Source organism: Enhygromyxa salina, assembly GCF_002994635.1.
GTDB lineage: Bacteria > Myxococcota_A > Polyangia > Nannocystales > Nannocystaceae > Plesiocystis > Plesiocystis salina_B.
In genome coordinates this window covers 1-16,358 of the sequence record NZ_PVNL01000058.1, presented here as the reverse complement: position 1 = coordinate 16,358, position 16,358 = coordinate 1, and the positions used below count along the sequence as shown (strand labels likewise).

The window sequence follows — 16,358 nt, the reverse complement described above, 5'->3', positions numbered from 1 at the left end:
CTGGCCCCAGCTGATAACAGCTCAGCAGCGCTCGGCGGCAGGGGTGGCGTCGAAGTGGTACTCGGCCCACTCGATCAGGGGTCCGGAGCTCGGGCGCACGGTCGTCTCGAAGTCGGGCCCGTCGATCCGCACGACCTCGGTGCCGGCGTGGCCGTCGACCGTGGCGCTGAGGACTCCCCGGCCTAGATCGACGCTCAACCCGCGCAGCTGCCCGCGCTTGCGCCGGACCACCTCGGCGACCAGATCCGACGCGAACGCGACCATCGGCATCACCGCGCGACCCTCGAGGTCACGACCGTGACCATCCGAGAAGCGCAGGCGCAGGTGGCCGCGCCGCAGGTGAAACTTGAAAGAGTCGAGCGCCACGCAATGACCATTACCGTTCAAACCATCGATGACAAGCGCGATTTTGTGGTTGTTTTACACTCGGTTCACTGTCAGCGGATCTTTCGCTGAACTGACGGAAACCTGGGTGTAGCGTCCTGTTTTGGCAATGTGCACGCTATCGGTGGATGTGTGCAGACTGATCGATTTCGACACCCTATTGGTCTTTCGGACAGGGTGTATTGAATAGGGGCCCGAATTCGGGCGCGGGGGCGCAGCACACAGCCACGACGCGCGGTCACGTGACACGCTGGTGTACCAAAGGACGATTTACCGTCTGAGTGTATTGATTACAGGGCGCGCGAATTCACGCCACGCGCCCGACATCGCGGCGGGTCAGTCTCGGCGGTAGGCGTCATCGCGAGTCGGCGCTGGATCGGCGAGCTGCTCGAGGGCCGCGCGGGCCTCGGCCACGGCCTCGCGCACGGCCGGGCGCGGGTGCTTGGCCAGGCGATCGAGCAGCCTGAGGCCGCGCTCGGGATCGATGCGGGCGAGCGCGTAGGCGGCCCGCACCCGCGTGAAGATCGGGACCATGAAGCCGGTCGAGTAGCGGCGCACGGCCGTGATCGCCTCGGGCGGCGCGCTGCTGCCGAGCACGGCGATCGCCTCGAGGGCGCGGTCACGGGTCTCCCGGCGGCGCAGCCCCTCGATCAGTCGCGGGGCCCCCTCGGGTCGGCGCGCGGCGGTCAGGGTCATGGCCGCCTCCCAGCCGATCTGCCCCTTGCCCTCGTCGGAGTCGAGCACCGCAGCGAGCACGTCACACGCGGCGGGGCTGGGTGGATCGAGCAGCGAGATCGCGGCGATCAAGTTGGCCCGCACTTGCTCGTGGGTCTCGCGCTCGAGCGCCGCGAGCAGCTCGGGCTCGACCGCCTCCCCGCCGACCTCGACCAGGGCCGGGCCAGCTTGAAACCGAACGTCAGCGCGAGCGTCAGCGAGCAGCTCGCGGAGCTCGGCGGTCACCTGCCCAACCAGCGCGACGGCGCGCTCGCGCTCGGCCGGCGAGGCGGCGCTGACCGGCGCGTCGATGAAGCTGCGGGCGGCGGCGCCGAGCAGCGACAGCGAGATGACCCCGCACTCGCGGGAGAACATGGCCGCGTCGTCGTCTCGATCGGCGGCCAGGGCTTCGAGCGCGCGGTCGTGGGCGATCGGGGCGGCGAGCTCGGCCAGCCCGACCCGGGCCAGCGCGGCGTTCTGTGGCGCCGCGTCGTCGCACGCCAGCTCGAGCGCGGCCGCGACCGCGTCGCGTTGCGCGTGCTCGATCAGATCCCACCAGGCCGGCGGACGCATGCCCAGCTCGTCGAGCAGCGCGGTGGCGAGGCTGCGGATCGCCACGCTGCGAACCTCCGGGTGGTCGGCGTTGGCGTCTCGCAACGCGGCCGCGAGGGTCAGCTCGGCCATGCTCGCTAGCCCCCCAGCGACAGCAGCAGCTGCTCGAAGTTGAGGCGCACGTTGGGGTTGCGCGCGAGGTTGGTCTGAAACTGCTGAATCGACTGCATGTGGCTGGCCGTGGCCGAGTCCGTGTGGAGCCGCGGCATCCCGTGCAGGCCCTCGCGGCCGAGCAGGAGCTCGCGCAAGTGCAGCAGCCACAGCTCGGCCAGGCGCCCGGCCATGGCCCGCTGGCGCCCGGGGCTGGCCTTGGAGTCGGACTTGGACTTCTTCGATTTCTTGGCCTTCTTGGGCTTGCGCTTGGACTTGACCACGACGACCTCGTCTTCATCGTCGTCGCCGTCGTCTGGAGCCGCCGAGGGATCCGCGGTCGCGAGCACGGCGGTGTTCCAGGCCGACCACAGCGGTGACCGCTCACCCGAGAACACCGCTGGCGGGCCGAGCTCGAGCGCCCGCAAGGTCGCGGCGAGCAGCTCGCGTGTGGGCTCGAGGCTGGGGTCGCGCAGCAGCTCCAACGCGACGCCTGGGCTGCCATCTGCGAGCGAGATCGCCAGCTCGCGGCGCGCGTCGTCGATCGGATCGCCGGCTGAATCCCGCGCGAGCTCGGCGAGCACCACCGCGCGGGTGTCGGCGAGCGACAGGCCCTCCAGCGGAATCGTCATGCAGCGGCTGAGGATCGTGTCCAGGATGTCGCTGCGGTTGGCCCCGATCAGCGTCCAGTACACCCCGGCGCTGGGCTCCTCGATCGACTTGAGCAGCGCCGCTGCAGCGCGCGGGTGCATGCGATCGGCCGGATCGATGATGATGAGGTGGGCGCGGGCCTCGAACGGCGCGTGCTGGCTCCGCAGCGCGACCTCGCGGGCGGGCTCGGCCGCGATCGTGTTGGTCTTGCCTTGTCCCTCGAGCCGGCGCAGATCGGTGTGGCGGCCGCTGAGCAGCCGGCGGCAGGCATCGCAGCTGCCGCAGCCGCGGGCGGGCGCCACGTCGCAGATCAGCGCGCAGGCGAGCCCGCGCGCGAGCGTGGCCTTGCCGATCCCGCGCGGACCACTAAACACCAGCCCGTGGTGCAGGCGCTGGCGCTCGATCGCCCGCGACAGCATGTCTGTCACCCGTGCGTGGCCGACGACGCCCGGGAACCCGTGGTCCTGACTCACGCGCGAAGCGTAGCCCACTGAGCATCCAAGTTGACAGGCCTGGGTGGGGCGGCTGCTTGCTACGCACGGCGCAGCCGGTCACACTGGAGCGCCAGCCGGCCGCGCCGGCCGCCCGAGACCCCGATGAGCAGCGAAGACGGAAAGCCAGGCCTGTTCACCCGCATGCGCCGCGCAATCTCGTCGTCCGTCAACGACGCGATGGACTCGATCAGCGATCCAGGTCAGGAGCTCGCGTTGATGCTCGATGACCTCGGCGCCGAGATCAAGCAGGCCGAGGTCGACCTCAAGCAGGCGGTGGTCGAGCGCAAGATGATGGAGCGCAAGATCGCCGAGCTCGACAAGAAGGAGCAAGGTTGGGTCGCGCGCGCGGAGCAGGCCGTCAAGCTCGGCGACGAGACCCTGGCTCGCGCCGCGCTCGAGCGCAAGGTGGAGATCGGTCAAGAGCGCCGGGACATGGAGACGGCGCTGGTCGAGCAGACCAAGCTCGTCGAGGATATGGGCGACCACATCGCGCGGTCCAAGGCCAAGCTCAAGTCGCTCAACCTGCGCCGCGGCACGCTCATGGCTCAGGCTCGCGCGGCCAAGGCCGGGAGCAACTCCGCGGCCGGGGTCGGCATGGCCCAGACCTCACGGATCGACGCGATCGAGGACAAGATCGCCCAGCTCGAGGCCTTCAACGACGTCCACGCCGAGACCTCGGGCGGTCGCGCCGAAGAGGCCCGGATCGACGCCGAGCTGCGCAAGCTCGAGGGCAGCAGCGAGCTCGACGACGAACTCGCGGCGCTCAAGGCCAAGATCGCTGGCGAGAAGCCCAAGGCGCTCAAGAAGGGCTGAGACCGACAGCCCGCGGGTGGGGAGTCGTCCGCACCGGGATACTTCGCGCGCGCCCGGCTGTAGACTCTGCCGCGTGACCCTGTCGCCGAGCCCCGTCGCCGCGCCCCGTTGGCAGCTCGCGGTGCTGCTCGGCGCCGTGGCCCTGGTGCTCCTGGCCGCGTTCCCCTACTTCGAGCAGGTCCGCAACGCCAACGAGCTCCCGCGCTTGCTGCAGGCGATGAGCCTGGTCGAGCAGGGCGAGTGGGCGATCGACGGCCCGAGCCAACGCGGAATCCCGACCGGTCCCGACGTCGCCCGCAGCCCGGTCGATGACCGGCTGTATCCAAACAAGCCGCCCGGCGCGAGCGTGGTCGGGGCCCTGGCCTACGTGATCGCGCGGGTTGGGGCCGAGCCGCCGACTCTGCGCGAGTTCACCTGGTGGGCGCGGCTCCTGGCCGGCGTCGTGCCCGTGTTGATCATCGCGGCGCTGGCCTGGCTGCGGCTGCGTCGCGACTACTCGGGGTCCGTCAGCGCGGCGGCGATCTTGCTGTTCGTGTTCGGCACGCCCATGTTCGTGTACGCGCGACTCTTCTATGGCCACGCGCTCGCGGCTTGCCTGCTGTACGCGGGGGTGTTGGCGATCGAGCGTGGGATAGCGCGAGCCCGCGTGGGTGTGGTCGGGTGGGGGGCCGCGCTCGCGTCGCTGGCGATCACCGTCGAGTACGGGGCGGCGTTCGCCGGGCTGCCGATCGCGTTGATGTTCGTGTGGCCGATCCTCCGCGACCGCCGGGTCCGCGCGGATCGGCGCTCGCACACTACGCTCGCCGCGATCGCCCTTGGCTGCGCGCTGGTGCCCGTGATCGCGCTGTCGATCTATCAGCGCGCGGCGTTCGGCTCGGCGTGGGTGACCGGCTACCACCACGCGGCCGATCCCGGCTTCGCGCAGCTGCACGGGCAAGGGTTGCTCGGCCTCGGGGCGCCGCGCTGGTCCAACGTCGTCACCCACGTGCTGTCGCCCAACACCGGTCTGCTGGTGTGGTCACCCCTGGTCGTGATCGCGTGCATCGGCCTGGGGCAGCTGGCGTGGCGGGCCGGTCCGAGTCGGCGAGAGGCCCGATTGCAGGTGGGGATCTTCGCGGCCGTCGTGCTGGTCGGGTTGGGCCTGTCGTTCGAGGGTGGCTGGCGGGTCGGGCCACGCTATTTGGTGGTCGCCCTGCCGATGCTGCTGCTGGGCATCGCGGAGTACATCGCGTGGGCGCTCGAGCTCGGGAGCGCCCGCAGGCGCGCGCTGGCGATCGGCTCGCTCGGGGCGGCCGCGAGCTGGTCGTTGCTCGCCAACTCGCTCGCGGCGACCTTGTGGCCACACCTGGATCCAACCAACATCGCGGAGCCGTTCGGCGCCGTGTTGGTGCCGCTGTGGCGCGAGGGCCTGGGTCCCTACGGGATCCCGACATGGTTTCGCGGCGGGCTGAGCTTCACGCTGGCGCTGCCGATCGGCGCTGGGCTGGGCGCGCTCGCGTGGGCGTTGATCCGCGGCCGTGAGCAGCTGCGGGCGTCGCTGCTGCTGAGCTTCGCGCTTGGGGCCAGCCTCGGCGCGCTGGTGCCCACGCTCGCGATCCCGCGCGCGGTCGAGGCTCACCCCAAGACCGCGCGCAATCTGAAATATATTGAGAAGGTCTACGAGCCGCGGGTGCACGCAGGCAAGCGCACCCCCGGTCGCAGCAAGGACCTGGCGAACCCTATTTGAACAGGTTGCCGCCGAGCGGATCGTCGTTGTCGCCCGGATCGATCTTTTCCTTGTCGTCGCGCGAGGTGTCTTCGCGCTCGAACTTGGTCGGGATGAAGGTCAAGGCGATCGCCAGCTTGCCGTCCTGCGTCCACAGCGACTGACGCTTGCGAACCGGGTACGTGTCCTTGTAGGGCGCGATGACGGGCATGCCGTCGCGCTCGTAGGCCAGCGTGACCTCGAGCTTCTTGTCGCCCTCTTCGCCCGCGGCGTTGAGCGTGAGCGCGTGGTGGTGGTCGGCGCCCTCGAACTCGAACCGCCACTCGTTGCCGAAGCTGCGCATCTCGCCGCGATGTTTGACGACCGTGCCGTCCTCCATCCGGACTTCAATCTTGACGCGCGCGCCGTAGTCGTAGGTCTGTTGCTCCTCGCTGTCGTCGCCGTCCTGTGCCGCTGCCTGGACCTGATGGGGGACGATCAGGGGCGCGACCAGAGCTAGGGGGACAACCAGCGGGAGCGCTCGTACGAACCGTTTCAAGGTGCTCACGGATACCGAGTGTACACATGGCATTGAGCGCATCAAGAGTTTTATCAGCTCGGGCAGGCTTCTGGCCCGCTTGCGGGCTGTGTACTTGCATCGGCTCCGTGGTTGGCAGCGAACCGCCGATCCGATGCAACGTTACCCTCCCGCAAGCAGGCGGGCTTGAGCTGAAAAACCTTTATTTGCCGATCATGAATTGAATCAAACGGCGCTTGAGCTCCCCGTCGTAGGGTGGGGCCACGAGGTGCATCAGGTTGGGGCGCAGCTGGCGGTAGACGGCCTTCTGGTGGCTGAAGGTCAAGAAGCCTTCGCGCGCGTGATACTGGCCCATGCCGCTGTGGCCGACGCCCCCGAACGGCAGCTCGTCCTGGGCGAAGTGCACGGCGGTCGCGTTGATCGAGAGCGCACCAGAGACCACGCGCTCGCCGACACGCTCGATGGTCTTGGCCGAGTCGCTGAACACGTAGGCCGCGAGCGGGCGCGGGTGGGCGTTGATGTAGTCGATCGCCTCGTCGAGATCTGTATAGGTCTTGATCGGCAGCAGCGGCCCGAAGATCTCGTCTTGCATGACGCGCATCGAGTCGTCGACGTCGAGCAGCAGCGTCAGCGGGAGCTTGTTGGCGTCGGCGAAGCGCTCGGCCGCCTCGTCACCGGGGTTGATCTCGAGCACGGTGGCGCCCTTGTCCCGCGCGTCCTCGAGGTAGCCGAGCAGCCGCTCGCGGTGGCGAGCATTGATGATCGAGGTGTACTCGGGGTTGTCGGCCAGGCGCGGGTACATGCTCGCGGTCTGGGTCCGGATCCGCTGGACGACCTCGTCGACGCGCGAGTCGTGGACCAGCAGGTAGTCAGGCGCGATGCAGGTCTGGCCGGCGTTGTAGAGCTTGCCCAGCAGCAGCGAGCCGACGCTGGCGTCGAAGTTGACGCCGCGATCGATCACCGCGGGCGACTTGCCGCCGAGCTCGAGCGTGACCGGGACGAGGTGCTCGCTCGCAGCCCGCATGACCATGCGACCGATGCTGGTCGAGCCGGTGAACAACAGGTGGTCAAACGGCAGCGAAGAGAACGCCTGGGCGACCTCGACGCCGCCGGTTGCCACGCTGACGTGCTCGGGGGTGAAGCTCTTGGCGATCAGCTCGGCCAGCAAGCTCGAGGTCTTGGGCGTCAGCTCCGAGGGCTTGATCATCACGCGATTGCCCGCCGCGAGCGCGCCTGCGAGTGGGCCGAGCGACAGCGACACGGGATAATTCCAGGGCGAGATCACACCGATCACCCCAAGCGGCACATACTCGACCCGGGCCAGCGAGGGCCACGTGGCCCAGTGGGTGCTGCGCCGGCTCGGCCGCATCCAGCGACGCAGCGCCTTGATCGTGTGGCGGATGTTGAACACGGTGGGCAGGATCTCGACCCGCTGGGTCTCGCCGATCGACCGCCCGCCGATCTCGCTGCCGCCGAAGTCCGCGGAGATCGCCGCGGCGATGCGATCTTGATTGTCGAGCACCAAGCGCAGCAGCAGCTCGAGGTGATGACGGCGCGCCCGGTAGCTCGGCGGCCCCTCTTTCATGAACGCGGCGCGCTGCAGCTCGAGGGTCGAGCTCAGCTGCTCGGCGGTGATCGACGGCGGGGACTCGCGGCGAAGTGCTTGCACGGACATTGGACCTCTCACGGCGGCGGATGGCCGGCGCGGCGATGGTGGCATGGACCCAGGGTCGACGCAAAACGTTGTTCGGCGGGCTAAGCGGCGGTTGTCAGGATTTGCTCGGCCGCCGCAGGCGCGCGCGCTCGAGGGTCACGCCCAGGCTCAGGCCGAGGCCCAGACACACGAGCGAGAGCGCCCACGTTCGATCGCGCTTGGGCGCGGGCAGCTCGGCGCTCGGCCGCAGCCACACATGGATCTGGCTGACCTCGAGCTCGGGGACGATCGCGGCCGTCAGCTGGGTGATCTCGGCCTCGAGCTCGGCGATGTCGGCGTCGGCAGGCGGCTGCGCGACCACGACCGCGCTGCCGTGCTCGGCGCGGAGCTCGAGATCGACGTGAACGGGGCTGAAGTCCAGCAGCTCGAGGGCGGTCGTGACCTCGCCAGCGAGCGCGAGCTCGCGACGGATCCGCTCGCCCTCTCGGGTCGGGACCAGGCTCGCGTCGGCGAACAGCGTGCGCTTGTCGGCGCGGCGCTGCTCGGGGATCGGCCGCGCGGGGGCCTGACAGCCGACGTTGGCCAGCGTGATCGCGGTCAACAGGATCCAGCTGGGTAGCTTCGCAATACGACGCACGTCCGCACCATCGAGCAGATGCGGCCCATGACCAAGAAAGCGGCCAACAGCGCGACGACCAGCGTGACGAAGTCAGGTTCGCGTCTCGGCCCCGGCGTCCCACTCCTGGGCGCGGGCGCGCTCGGCCAGTTGCGCGAGCAGCTTCGCGTGGCGCCGCGAGATCGTGGCGATGCTGGTGCCCAGCCGCTCCGCCAGCTCCTTCATGGTCGCGTCCTTGGTGTACAGAGCCTCGATGATCTGTCGCTCGTCCGGCTCGAGCTCGCTGACGAGCCTCCACATCCGCGCGCGGGCGTCGGCGTCGAGCAACAATTGCTCGGGGTCGGCATCTTCGGCGATCGCTCCCCCGTCGCCGTAGCTGGTCGGCTCCGACAGCCGCACGGAGATCACCGCCCGACGGACCAGATCGCGGGCGGACTCGACCCGGTCCTCGAGGCTCTGACGCTGGCCACTGGCTCGCTTCGCGTCGCTGTCTTCCGCAGCCTGGGACAGCAGCGCCTGCGTGGTCGCGAGCCGACGGATCGCGCGCTGCTGCTTGCGGCGCGCGGGCGTGCGCTTGCGGACCGCGTCGATCATGGCGCCGTGGACCCGGTAGTTGGCGAAGGTCGCGAAGCTCGCGGAGCTGGCGGGGTCGTAGCGCATCGCCGACCGGACCAACGCCTCGTTGCCGACGCTCTCGAGCTCTTCGACGGTCATGACGCCGACCTGCTGCGCCACCCGGCGAGCGATCATCTGGACCAAGGTGGTGTGGCGCTCGACCCTCGCGGCCTGCTCGTCGTTCAACGGCGGGCTCACGCGGGGCTCCTCGTCCGTGTGCGACGCCATGCGCGGCCCCTTGCGAGGCGGCACGGACCGCGTGGTGGTGTGGCAGTGGATCGCACGACTTGCGTGAAGATCGAGGACGTGCGCGCAGATCTAGGAAGACTGGGTCTCGCGCAGGTGCTTGCGCAGCGCCCATTTTTGTTCGTCGGTGATGTCGTGGAAGCGCACGCCCATATCGCGCTCGCTGGCCCGCACCACCACGCCGCCGACCGGGATGCTCGCGCCGCTGGCTGGAAAGTCGAGGACCAGCTGCAGCTCGCGACCCTCGGCCTCCCAGGCCATCGCGGCGAACCGGCAGCCGCCCAGCGAGATGTCGTCGAGCGGGTGCGCGAGCATGACTTCATCGCCGATGACATCGGCGCTCACGTTGAGCCGCAGGCGAGGGTGGACGCGGGCCTCGTCACTCACGCCGGCATCATAGCGGTCCTGCGTGCGAGTGACATGCGCTTGTGCCGCGATGACGAGCTGACCCTGGCCACACGCGCAAGTGTCAGTTCGTCAAACCAAGAAACCCCATGGCTTCACGTAAATATTTGAAAATACACGGTTTCTAAAAAGCATGTCCTGGTCACTTGCTTGCAGCAGCGCGGGATGGCAGTTCGGCTGCGGCCAACTAAGCCCCGACACGATGTCAGCTCCCGCGCACGATTGTCCCCGCAGCCCCGTGACCTCGCCGGTTCATGGGGCTGATTGTCCTCCTCGTTCCCCTCGTGTCGCCAAGGTGCTTGCGATGGTCATGGCGCTCACGCCAGCGATGCCGCTGGCCGCGACGGTGACGGCGACCATGGCGACAACCGTGGCGCTGGCCGGCTGCAAGGGCCAGCCGACGATCCCTGGCACGGAGGTCCCCGACACCAAGGACAACCGCCAGATCATCGCGGTGCTCGAGCGCTACCGGACCGCGTTCGTGTCACGCGACGCCGCGGCGGTGCTCTCGACCGCCCACCCGACCTACTACGATCACGCCGGAACCGACGACCCCAGCGACGACACGACCTACACCGAGCTCGGATCGATCCTCCGGCGGCGGCTGTCCCAGCTCGACTCGATCCGGTTCACGATCGACTACCTCGACGTCCAAGGTGTCGGCGATCGAGCGGTCGTTCGGGTCTGGATCGACGCGAGCTTCCGGTTCAAGCCGTTGCTCGACTCGTTTGGTGAGGCGCGCGCGTCGCCGACCTTCGCCCGGGTCATGGATCACGCAGAGTTCGAGCTGGTCCGCGAAGGCGACAACTGGCTGATCGTCCGCGGGATCTGACACTGTTTTCAGCTCGGGTCGGAAGCCTGAGCCGAGCTGACAACAATGGCGCCTGCAAGCGGGTCAGAAGCCTGAGCCGAGCTGAAAACAGTGTGAGAAGCTCGCGGCGTGCCCGAGCTGCCGGACGTGTGCGTGTACGTGGAGGCGGTCGCGGTCCGCACGGTCGGACACGCGCTGACCCGGCTCGAGCTGATCAGCCCGTTCGTGCTGCGCACGGTCGAGCCGGGACGCGAGGCCTTCGCTGGCAAGCGGGTGACCGGGATCTCGCGGCTGGGCAAGCGGATCGTGATCGAGCTCGAGGATCAGCTGTTTGCGGTCATCCACTTGATGATCGCGGGGCGCCTGCACTGGCTGGCCCCCACCGCCAAGCTCAACCGTAGGCGCACCTTGTTCGCGCTGGTGTTCGAGCACGGGATCTTGCAGCTGACCGAGGCCGGCTCGAAGCGACGGGCGTCCCTGCACCTGGTCCGAGGGCGAGAGGCGCTGGCCGAGCACGACCCGGGCGGGCTCGAGGTCTCGACGCTCTCGCTCGCCCAGTTCGCGGCGGCGCTGCGGGCTGGCAACCACACGCTCAAGCGCGCGCTCACGGATCCGCGGGTGTTCGACGGGATCGGCAACGCCTACTCCGACGAGATCCTGCACGCGGCCAAGCTCTCGCCGATCAAGCTGACCTCGAAGCTCGACGACGATGAGATCCAGCGCTTGTACGCGGCCTGCGTCGACGGGCTCGCGACGTGGACCGAGCGGCTCCGGGTCCACCATGGCGAGGCGTTCCCCGAGAAGGTCACCGCGTTTCACCCCGACATGGCCGTGCACGGCAAGTATGGCCAGCCGTGTCCCGTGTGCGGGGCGCCCGTCCAGCGGATTGTCTATGCCTCGCGCGAGACCAACTACTGCGCGGGCTGCCAGACCGACGGCAAGCTCCTGGCCGATCGCGGGCTCTCGCGGCTGCTCGCCAAAGACTGGCCGCGCAGCCTCGAGGAGCTCGAGAGCTACAAGGCCGCGCGTCGACGCGAGTGACGGCTGTCGTGGGCGGATCTCGACCCCGCGACAGCGAGCGCGGCTCGGGGGTATGTTGCGCGCATGAGCTCGTTTCGATCTGTACGGATTGTGTTTTTGACGTCGGCTGTGGCCTGGTTCGGTGGCTGCGGCCCGAGCGTCTCGGACGACGGCGCGTCGGACGAGGAGACCACCGGAGACGGAGACGGAGACGGAGACGGGGACGGGGACGGGGACAGCGGCGATGGAGATGGAGATGGAGATGGAGATGGAGATGGGGACGGGGACAGCGGCGACGGTGATGGTGATGGTGACGGTGACCCGCTCGAGCCGATCTGCATGGAGGGGTGTATGCACGTTCAAGCCTGCGCGCCCGACCAATTCGCGGCGCTCTACGCCGACATCCCGGAGTGCGTGGCGGCCTGCATGGGCCTGTGGGGCGCGTGCCCACCCGAGGGCAGCGCGTATGTCTACTGCACGCTGGGCCTCGACTGCGACGGCGTGATCACCCTGATGACCGAGGGTCCGGCCCAGACCGACTGCGGCGTCAGCTACGACACCGCGCAGGCTGCCTGCATGAACCCCTGATTGATCGACCGCTGATGGCTGATGGCTGATGGCTGATGGCTGACGCGATCAGGCCAGCTGCTCGCGGGGCGTCCACCAGCCGTCGGGGTCGCGCGGGGCCTGACCAAACACGACCTCGCCCGCGCCCTCGACCTGCTCGACGCGATCACGCCCGCGCTCGCTGATCAGCCCGCGCTCGTGCAGGACCCGCGCGACCGCGCCCGCGCTCGGGTAGCCGAGCACGCGGTCGTCGTAGCCGAGCACCCGGCGGCCGTCGGGCGCACGGATCAGGTTGATGTGGACCCCGTGAACCCGCTCGTGGGCCGGGAGCTGCTCGGCGAGGGCGGCGACGTCTCGCGCGTAGTGCTGCAAGACCCCAAGCTTGATCTGAGTCTCGACCAGCTGGGTCCCGCGCAGCCGGCCCGCGCAGATGTCCGCGAACATGCAGTAGATCAGGGCGTCGCGCTCGGCGTCGTCGCCGAACATGTAGATCTTGATGCGCTCGGGGAACACCTGCGCGAGCAGCAGCAGCGCGCCCAGCTTGAAGGCAGTGTGCTCGCGGAGGCTGCCAAACTCGCGCCGCCGAAACACCTCGAGCTGATCTTTGTAGGTGATGCCGTCGAACTCGACGCCGTCGATCAACATCTTGCGCTCGATCGCCTTGCGGATGAACGGCGGGCTGGCGGTGATGAAGAACAAGGGCCGGTGCGCGCGGTCGCTGGGGCCCCCGCGCAGGGCGTGGAGCAGCGCGGTGGTGCCCGGCAGCGCCCGCTTGTCGACGGCGAACTCGAACGGGATCTTGAGCATCCCCTTGACCTGCGAGATCTGGGTGTCGAGCCAGGTCTTGTCGATGTCCCAGATGAACGCCGGGCCGTCGTAGTCGCTCGCCAAGGTCCGCTGCAGCTTGCGGACCATGGGGAACGGCGCCCGGATCAGCTCGTACTCGGGCGCCTCGTGGTCAGCCGCCATGTGGACCCCTCGGCGGCGACCCGTTGGCCGCCCGGACCAGCGAGGGGTCGATGTCATCTTGGACCGCGGCGTCCATCAGCTCCGACAGCGCGGCGCGGGGATCGAGGCCCTCGTGCACGACCCGGTAGACCCCGTGGATCAGCGGCGAGCGAATGTTCAGCTGGTTGGTCAGCTCGAACGCGATCTTGCTGGCCTTGACGCCCTCGGCGACCATGCCGAGCGAGTTGATGGCCTCGGTCAGGTTCATGCCGCGGGCCAGCGCGGCGCCCACCCGGTGGTTGCGGCTGATCGGGCTGGCGCAGGTGACCATGAGATCGCCGATCCCCGCGAGCCCGGAGAAGGTCATGGGATCGGCCCCGAGCGCGACCCCGAGCCGGGCGACCTCAGACAGCCCGCGGGTGATCAGCAGGCTCTTGGCGTTCTCACCCAGCTGCATCTGCGTGGCCATGCCGGCCGCGATCGCGATGATGTTCTTGAGCGTGCCCCCGAGCTCGACGCCGACCACGTCGGTGTTGGCGTACACGCGCAGCTGCCTGCTCTTGAGGTGCGCGCGGGCCAGCTCGATGACCCGGGGAAACCGCGAGGCGACCACGGTCCCGGCCGGCTTGCCCTCGATCATCTCGCGCGCGATGTTGGGCCCCGAGAGCACGCCGATCCGGCGCAGGCAGGTCTCCTCCAGCATGATCTCGGTCATGCGCTTGTAGGTGCCCAGCTCGAGCCCCTTGGTCGCGTGCACGGCCAGCTGCGAGGGCTCGACGAGCTCGCCGAGCTGCTCACACACGCTGCGAAACGCCTGCGAGGGGATCACGATGAACACCAGCGGGACCCCGCGCACGGCCTCGGCGAGGCTGGCGGTGGCGACGATGTTGGCGGACAGCTGCACGCCCTCGAGCCCCGAGATGTAGCGGGAGTTGCGACGCAGCTGGTTGATCTCGTCGGCGAGCTCCTGCTTGCGGGCCCACAGCTTGACCGTGAACCCGTTCTGGCCAATCAGGTGGGCAATCGTGGTACCCCAGTTGCCCGCGCCCAATACGGAGACCTGGGCTGCTCGTGTGTCAGACATGTCGTGCTCCCCCCGGGCCCGTGAAGCTGGCGAGCGCGGGTGCGTCGCGCAGCGCGTAGCCGTCGAGGCGGTTGCGATAGTAGAACAGCAGCTTGGCGTCGCATACGTGCAAGCGCACGCCCCGGCGCTCGACGACCGGCTTGGGGTGATAGGTGCCGAAGCTGCGCAAGGCCGCGCGGAGCAGCACGGCGACGTCGTCGTTGGTGATCGCCTCGGTGACGACGCTGCTCAGGCGGATCTGGCCGGCGGCGAACCGACGCTCGAGCTCCTCGAGCAGCAACTCGATCTCTTCCTCGACCTCCGGCAGCGCGAGGCTCTGCTCGGACCGACCCGCGCCGATCGACGACAGCAGCCGGTACAGATCAAATTCGGGCTGGGCCCGACGCAGCAGCTCGAAGCAGGCGAACGCGAGCACGTGGGTCGGGTGGATCACGTTTTGGCGCGAGAACTCGGCGAGGATCCGGCGCTCGAGCTCGCGGGTGTACTCCGCGTCGCGGGCTGGATCTTCCACGACCTCGCCGTCGACCTCGAAGTAGCCGCGGGCCGAGATCGGCCGGCCCTTGGGATCGAGCGAGGTGCCCGCGGCGTCGACTGGGTTGCCAAACGGATCCATGGCCCGGCCAAACCGAATGTGGATCTTGAGATCGAGGGCGAACATTCCGCGGAGGAAGTCCAGCCACCGCTCCCAGCGAGAGAATTCGTCGTCGACGATGATGTAGCGAGACTTGCCGACCTCGGCCAGCCAGTCCTCGATCAGGGTCGAGGCCTCGAGCACGAGCGGGTACGAGATCGTGCACGGGACCACGTAGATGTCGGGGTTTGGCTTGCCCCGCATCAGGTTGTTTCGATAGGCCGAGACCGAGCAGCCGAGCAGCCCCTTCTTGAGTCCGCGCTCGATCGCCCCCGAGCGGCTCCGGCTCCCGCCCGGGAAGAACAGGTTGTCCTGCCCAAACTCGAGCGAGACCGACGCGAACGCCTTGAGGGTCTGCTTGTACAGCGGGTCGCGCTTGCGTCGGTCGACCGTGTAGGCGCCGAGGTTGTGCATGAACTTGCCGACGATCGGGTTGCGAAACAAGCTGAGCCCGGCCCCGTAGGTCAGCGGCGGCAGCCCGAGCTCGTGGACCGCGAAGCCGATCAGCAGCGAGTCGAGGTTGGAGCTGTGGGTGGGGGTGACGACCAGCGTGCCGCGCTCGCGCAGGCGCTCGAGGTTGTCGACCTCGCCCTCGATGATCACGTGCTGGTCGAGCCGGGGGATCGCCTCACGCCCAAACAGCCGCCGCGGGGACAGGCCGGTGAGCAGCGCGCTGAGCATCGGCGGCGCGACCTTGGCCGCCAGCTTGTACACGGTCGGCGAGAAGTTGCCGGCGATCTCGTGCGTGTAGCGGTGGACGATCTGCTGGAGCAGTCGCCGCTGCTCGAGCGCGTTCGCGTGCTGCAGCTGGCGATGTAGATCCGCGTAAAATTGTTTGTCGGCGAGGGTCTCTTCGTCGTTGGGATCCTGCTCGCGCAGCCGCTCTTGCTCCCACCACAGCGTCTCGTCGAGGGTCTCGCCGAGCGTGCGGGGCGGGCCCGCGGCGGGATCGTCGGACGGGCTGCCGACACGCATGATCACGCGTTCGGTGACCTCCGACACGAGCTTGGCGACCTCGTCGGCGCTGAGCATGCGCGGCGAGCATAGGATGGTTTGCCCGCCAATGCGCGGGCCGGTTTTCAATCACAGCCAGCGACGCCGCTTGCGACTCGCGCGGTCCGCCACGGCCCTGGCCGCGAAGCTCAGGCCAGTGACGACCGCCGCCACGCCCACGCCGACGAGCAGCCTGCTGATCGAGACATCACGGAGATCGACGTGAACGTGTCCGTGGCGGCCAGCGGGGTCGCTGGCGTCGGCGGCAGGGGCCTGCCCGCCGCTCCAGCGCGGGGGCGCCAAGCCGATCTGCGCGGCGGCGTGCCAGCGGGCGTGATCGCGGTCGAACGCGACCCTCCGCTGCTCGTCGAGCAAGATCTGCTTGGCGCGGGACAGCAGGATCATCCGCTCGCTGGCGGCCTCGTCGTTGGGGTTCTGATCGGCGTGATCGCGGACCATTCGGGCCCGGTAGGCAGCCTTGATCTCGGCGCTGCTGGCTCGTGGGTCGACCCCAAGCAGCTCGTAGTAGTCGACGAACACCATGTTCGCTGGCGACTATAGCAGCGAGTCGCGGGCCCCACAGACGCGGTGCGCTCGGTCGAGGCGCGGCCGACTTCGGCTTGGCAAGCGGGTACAAAACTGGCATTATCACCGTGTGAAACTAACTTTACTGCCGCGAGCAATTGCGTGGGCCGCTGGTTTGGCGCTCGCGGCATGCGAGGCCCCGGCCGCCTCGATCGAGGGCGACACGAGCTCCGCGAGCGCCAAACCAGCGGCCCACGCAATTG

17 protein-coding genes are annotated in these 16,358 nt (G+C 68.8%); 5 read left to right on the top strand and 12 right to left on the bottom strand.

Translation table 11 applies throughout. From position 1 onward, the window contains the following. Positions 1–21: 21 nt before the first annotated feature. The 3 genes from ENSA7_RS15870 to ENSA7_RS15860 all read right to left on the bottom strand — a co-directional run bounded on the left by ENSA7_RS15870 (position 22) and on the right by ENSA7_RS15860 (position 2,924). The gene (locus tag ENSA7_RS15870) at positions 22–366 is read right to left on the bottom strand and encodes a hypothetical protein (RefSeq protein WP_106090133.1); all 345 of its coding nucleotides are present in this window, start codon (positions 364–366) and stop codon (positions 22–24) included. Positions 367–720: 354 nt separating this feature from the next. Further along, entirely contained in the window at positions 721–1,782 is a 1,062-nt protein-coding gene (locus ENSA7_RS15865; protein ID WP_106090132.1) for a HEAT repeat domain-containing protein, read from the bottom strand. A gap of 5 nt (positions 1,783–1,787) precedes the next feature. Beyond that, positions 1,788–2,924 carry a DNA polymerase III subunit gene (locus ENSA7_RS15860; protein ID WP_106090131.1) on the bottom strand — a complete coding sequence of 379 codons (1,137 nt, stop codon included), beginning with the start codon at positions 2,922–2,924 and terminating at the stop codon, positions 1,788–1,790. A 123-nt stretch (positions 2,925–3,047) separates the two neighbouring features. Between ENSA7_RS15860 and ENSA7_RS15855 the strand changes: the two genes are divergently transcribed. Then, positions 3,048–3,758 carry a PspA/IM30 family protein gene (locus ENSA7_RS15855; RefSeq protein ID WP_106090130.1) on the top strand — a complete coding sequence of 237 codons (711 nt, stop codon included), beginning with the start codon at positions 3,048–3,050 and terminating at the stop codon, positions 3,756–3,758. A 73-nt stretch (positions 3,759–3,831) separates the two neighbouring features. Then, positions 3,832–5,484, top strand: a complete 1,653-nt coding sequence (locus tag ENSA7_RS15850; protein ID WP_106090129.1) for a hypothetical protein — start codon at positions 3,832–3,834, stop codon at positions 5,482–5,484. Here ENSA7_RS15850 and ENSA7_RS15845 read toward each other — a convergent pair. The 5 genes from ENSA7_RS15845 to ENSA7_RS15825 form a co-directional block, all read right to left on the bottom strand. Then, a complete protein-coding gene (locus ENSA7_RS15845; protein WP_106090128.1) occupies positions 5,477–6,010 on the bottom strand; it encodes a hypothetical protein in 534 nt (177 codons plus the stop codon). The two genes, ENSA7_RS15850 and ENSA7_RS15845, sit on opposite strands and share 8 nt — an antisense overlap. A gap of 172 nt (positions 6,011–6,182) precedes the next feature. Then, the gene (locus ENSA7_RS15840; RefSeq protein ID WP_244923816.1) at positions 6,183–7,649 is read right to left on the bottom strand and encodes a coniferyl aldehyde dehydrogenase; all 1,467 of its coding nucleotides are present in this window, start codon (positions 7,647–7,649) and stop codon (positions 6,183–6,185) included. Between the two features lie 100 nt (positions 7,650–7,749). After that, positions 7,750–8,271 (bottom strand): hypothetical protein, encoded by a 522-nt coding sequence (locus tag ENSA7_RS15835; RefSeq protein WP_106090126.1) that lies wholly within the window; start codon positions 8,269–8,271, stop codon positions 7,750–7,752. A gap of 72 nt (positions 8,272–8,343) precedes the next feature. Beyond that, entirely contained in the window at positions 8,344–9,063 is a 720-nt protein-coding gene (locus ENSA7_RS15830; protein ID WP_181233778.1) for a sigma-70 family RNA polymerase sigma factor, read from the bottom strand. A 120-nt stretch (positions 9,064–9,183) separates the two neighbouring features. Continuing rightward, entirely contained in the window at positions 9,184–9,498 is a 315-nt protein-coding gene (locus tag ENSA7_RS15825; RefSeq protein WP_181233777.1) for a PilZ domain-containing protein, read from the bottom strand. Between the two features lie 322 nt (positions 9,499–9,820). Here ENSA7_RS15825 and ENSA7_RS15820 point away from each other — a divergent pair, with 322 nt between their 5' ends. The 3 genes from ENSA7_RS15820 to ENSA7_RS43690 all read left to right on the top strand — a co-directional run bounded on the left by ENSA7_RS15820 (position 9,821) and on the right by ENSA7_RS43690 (position 11,935). Beyond that, positions 9,821–10,348, top strand: coding sequence for a nuclear transport factor 2 family protein (locus ENSA7_RS15820; protein ID WP_106090123.1), 528 nt, complete (start codon positions 9,821–9,823; stop codon positions 10,346–10,348). Positions 10,349–10,456: 108 nt separating this feature from the next. After that, the gene (locus ENSA7_RS15815) at positions 10,457–11,368 is read left to right on the top strand and encodes an Fpg/Nei family DNA glycosylase (protein WP_106090122.1); all 912 of its coding nucleotides are present in this window, start codon (positions 10,457–10,459) and stop codon (positions 11,366–11,368) included. 63 nt (positions 11,369–11,431) lie between these two features. Further along, complete coding sequence (locus ENSA7_RS43690; RefSeq protein ID WP_181233776.1) at positions 11,432–11,935, top strand: hypothetical protein; 504 nt, start codon at positions 11,432–11,434, stop codon at positions 11,933–11,935. 48 nt (positions 11,936–11,983) lie between these two features. Here the strand turns inward: ENSA7_RS43690 and ENSA7_RS15805 are convergent, their stop codons facing one another. Genes ENSA7_RS15805 through ENSA7_RS15790 form a run of 4 tightly spaced genes read right to left on the bottom strand, consistent with a single transcriptional unit; the run spans position 11,984 to position 16,113 of the window. Further along, positions 11,984–12,883 carry a phosphatase domain-containing protein gene (locus ENSA7_RS15805; protein ID WP_106090121.1) on the bottom strand — a complete coding sequence of 300 codons (900 nt, stop codon included), beginning with the start codon at positions 12,881–12,883 and terminating at the stop codon, positions 11,984–11,986. Beyond that, positions 12,873–13,946 carry an NAD(P)H-dependent glycerol-3-phosphate dehydrogenase gene (locus tag ENSA7_RS15800; protein ID WP_106090120.1) on the bottom strand — a complete coding sequence of 358 codons (1,074 nt, stop codon included), beginning with the start codon at positions 13,944–13,946 and terminating at the stop codon, positions 12,873–12,875. The genes ENSA7_RS15805 and ENSA7_RS15800 overlap by 11 nt, the downstream gene beginning before the upstream one ends. Then, positions 13,939–15,609, bottom strand: coding sequence for a 1-acyl-sn-glycerol-3-phosphate acyltransferase (locus ENSA7_RS15795; RefSeq protein WP_106090119.1), 1,671 nt, complete (start codon positions 15,607–15,609; stop codon positions 13,939–13,941). Before ENSA7_RS15795 ends, ENSA7_RS15800 begins: the two co-directional genes overlap by 8 nt. A 51-nt stretch (positions 15,610–15,660) precedes the next feature. Next, positions 15,661–16,113 (bottom strand): J domain-containing protein, encoded by a 453-nt coding sequence (locus tag ENSA7_RS15790; RefSeq protein WP_106090118.1) that lies wholly within the window; start codon positions 16,111–16,113, stop codon positions 15,661–15,663. Positions 16,114–16,358 lie beyond the last annotated feature (245 nt).

What these genes read in the sequence shown, in the direction of transcription:
- ENSA7_RS15865 (WP_106090132.1), bottom strand. Translation starts at nt 1,782, where the DNA reads ATGGCCGAGCTGACCCTCGCGGCCGCGTTGCGAGACGCCAACGCCGAC.
- ENSA7_RS15855 (WP_106090130.1), top strand. Translation starts at nt 3,048, where the DNA reads ATGAGCAGCGAAGACGGAAAGCCAGGCCTGTTCACCCGCATGCGCCGC.
- ENSA7_RS15820 (WP_106090123.1), top strand. Translation starts at nt 9,821, where the DNA reads ATGGTCATGGCGCTCACGCCAGCGATGCCGCTGGCCGCGACGGTGACG.
- ENSA7_RS43690 (WP_181233776.1), top strand. Translation starts at nt 11,432, where the DNA reads ATGAGCTCGTTTCGATCTGTACGGATTGTGTTTTTGACGTCGGCTGTG.
- ENSA7_RS15805 (WP_106090121.1), bottom strand. Translation starts at nt 12,883, where the DNA reads ATGGCGGCTGACCACGAGGCGCCCGAGTACGAGCTGATCCGGGCGCCG.
- ENSA7_RS15800 (WP_106090120.1), bottom strand. Translation starts at nt 13,946, where the DNA reads ATGTCTGACACACGAGCAGCCCAGGTCTCCGTATTGGGCGCGGGCAAC.
- ENSA7_RS15795 (WP_106090119.1), bottom strand. Translation starts at nt 15,609, where the DNA reads ATGCTCAGCGCCGACGAGGTCGCCAAGCTCGTGTCGGAGGTCACCGAA.
- ENSA7_RS15790 (WP_106090118.1), bottom strand. Translation starts at nt 16,113, where the DNA reads ATGGTGTTCGTCGACTACTACGAGCTGCTTGGGGTCGACCCACGAGCC.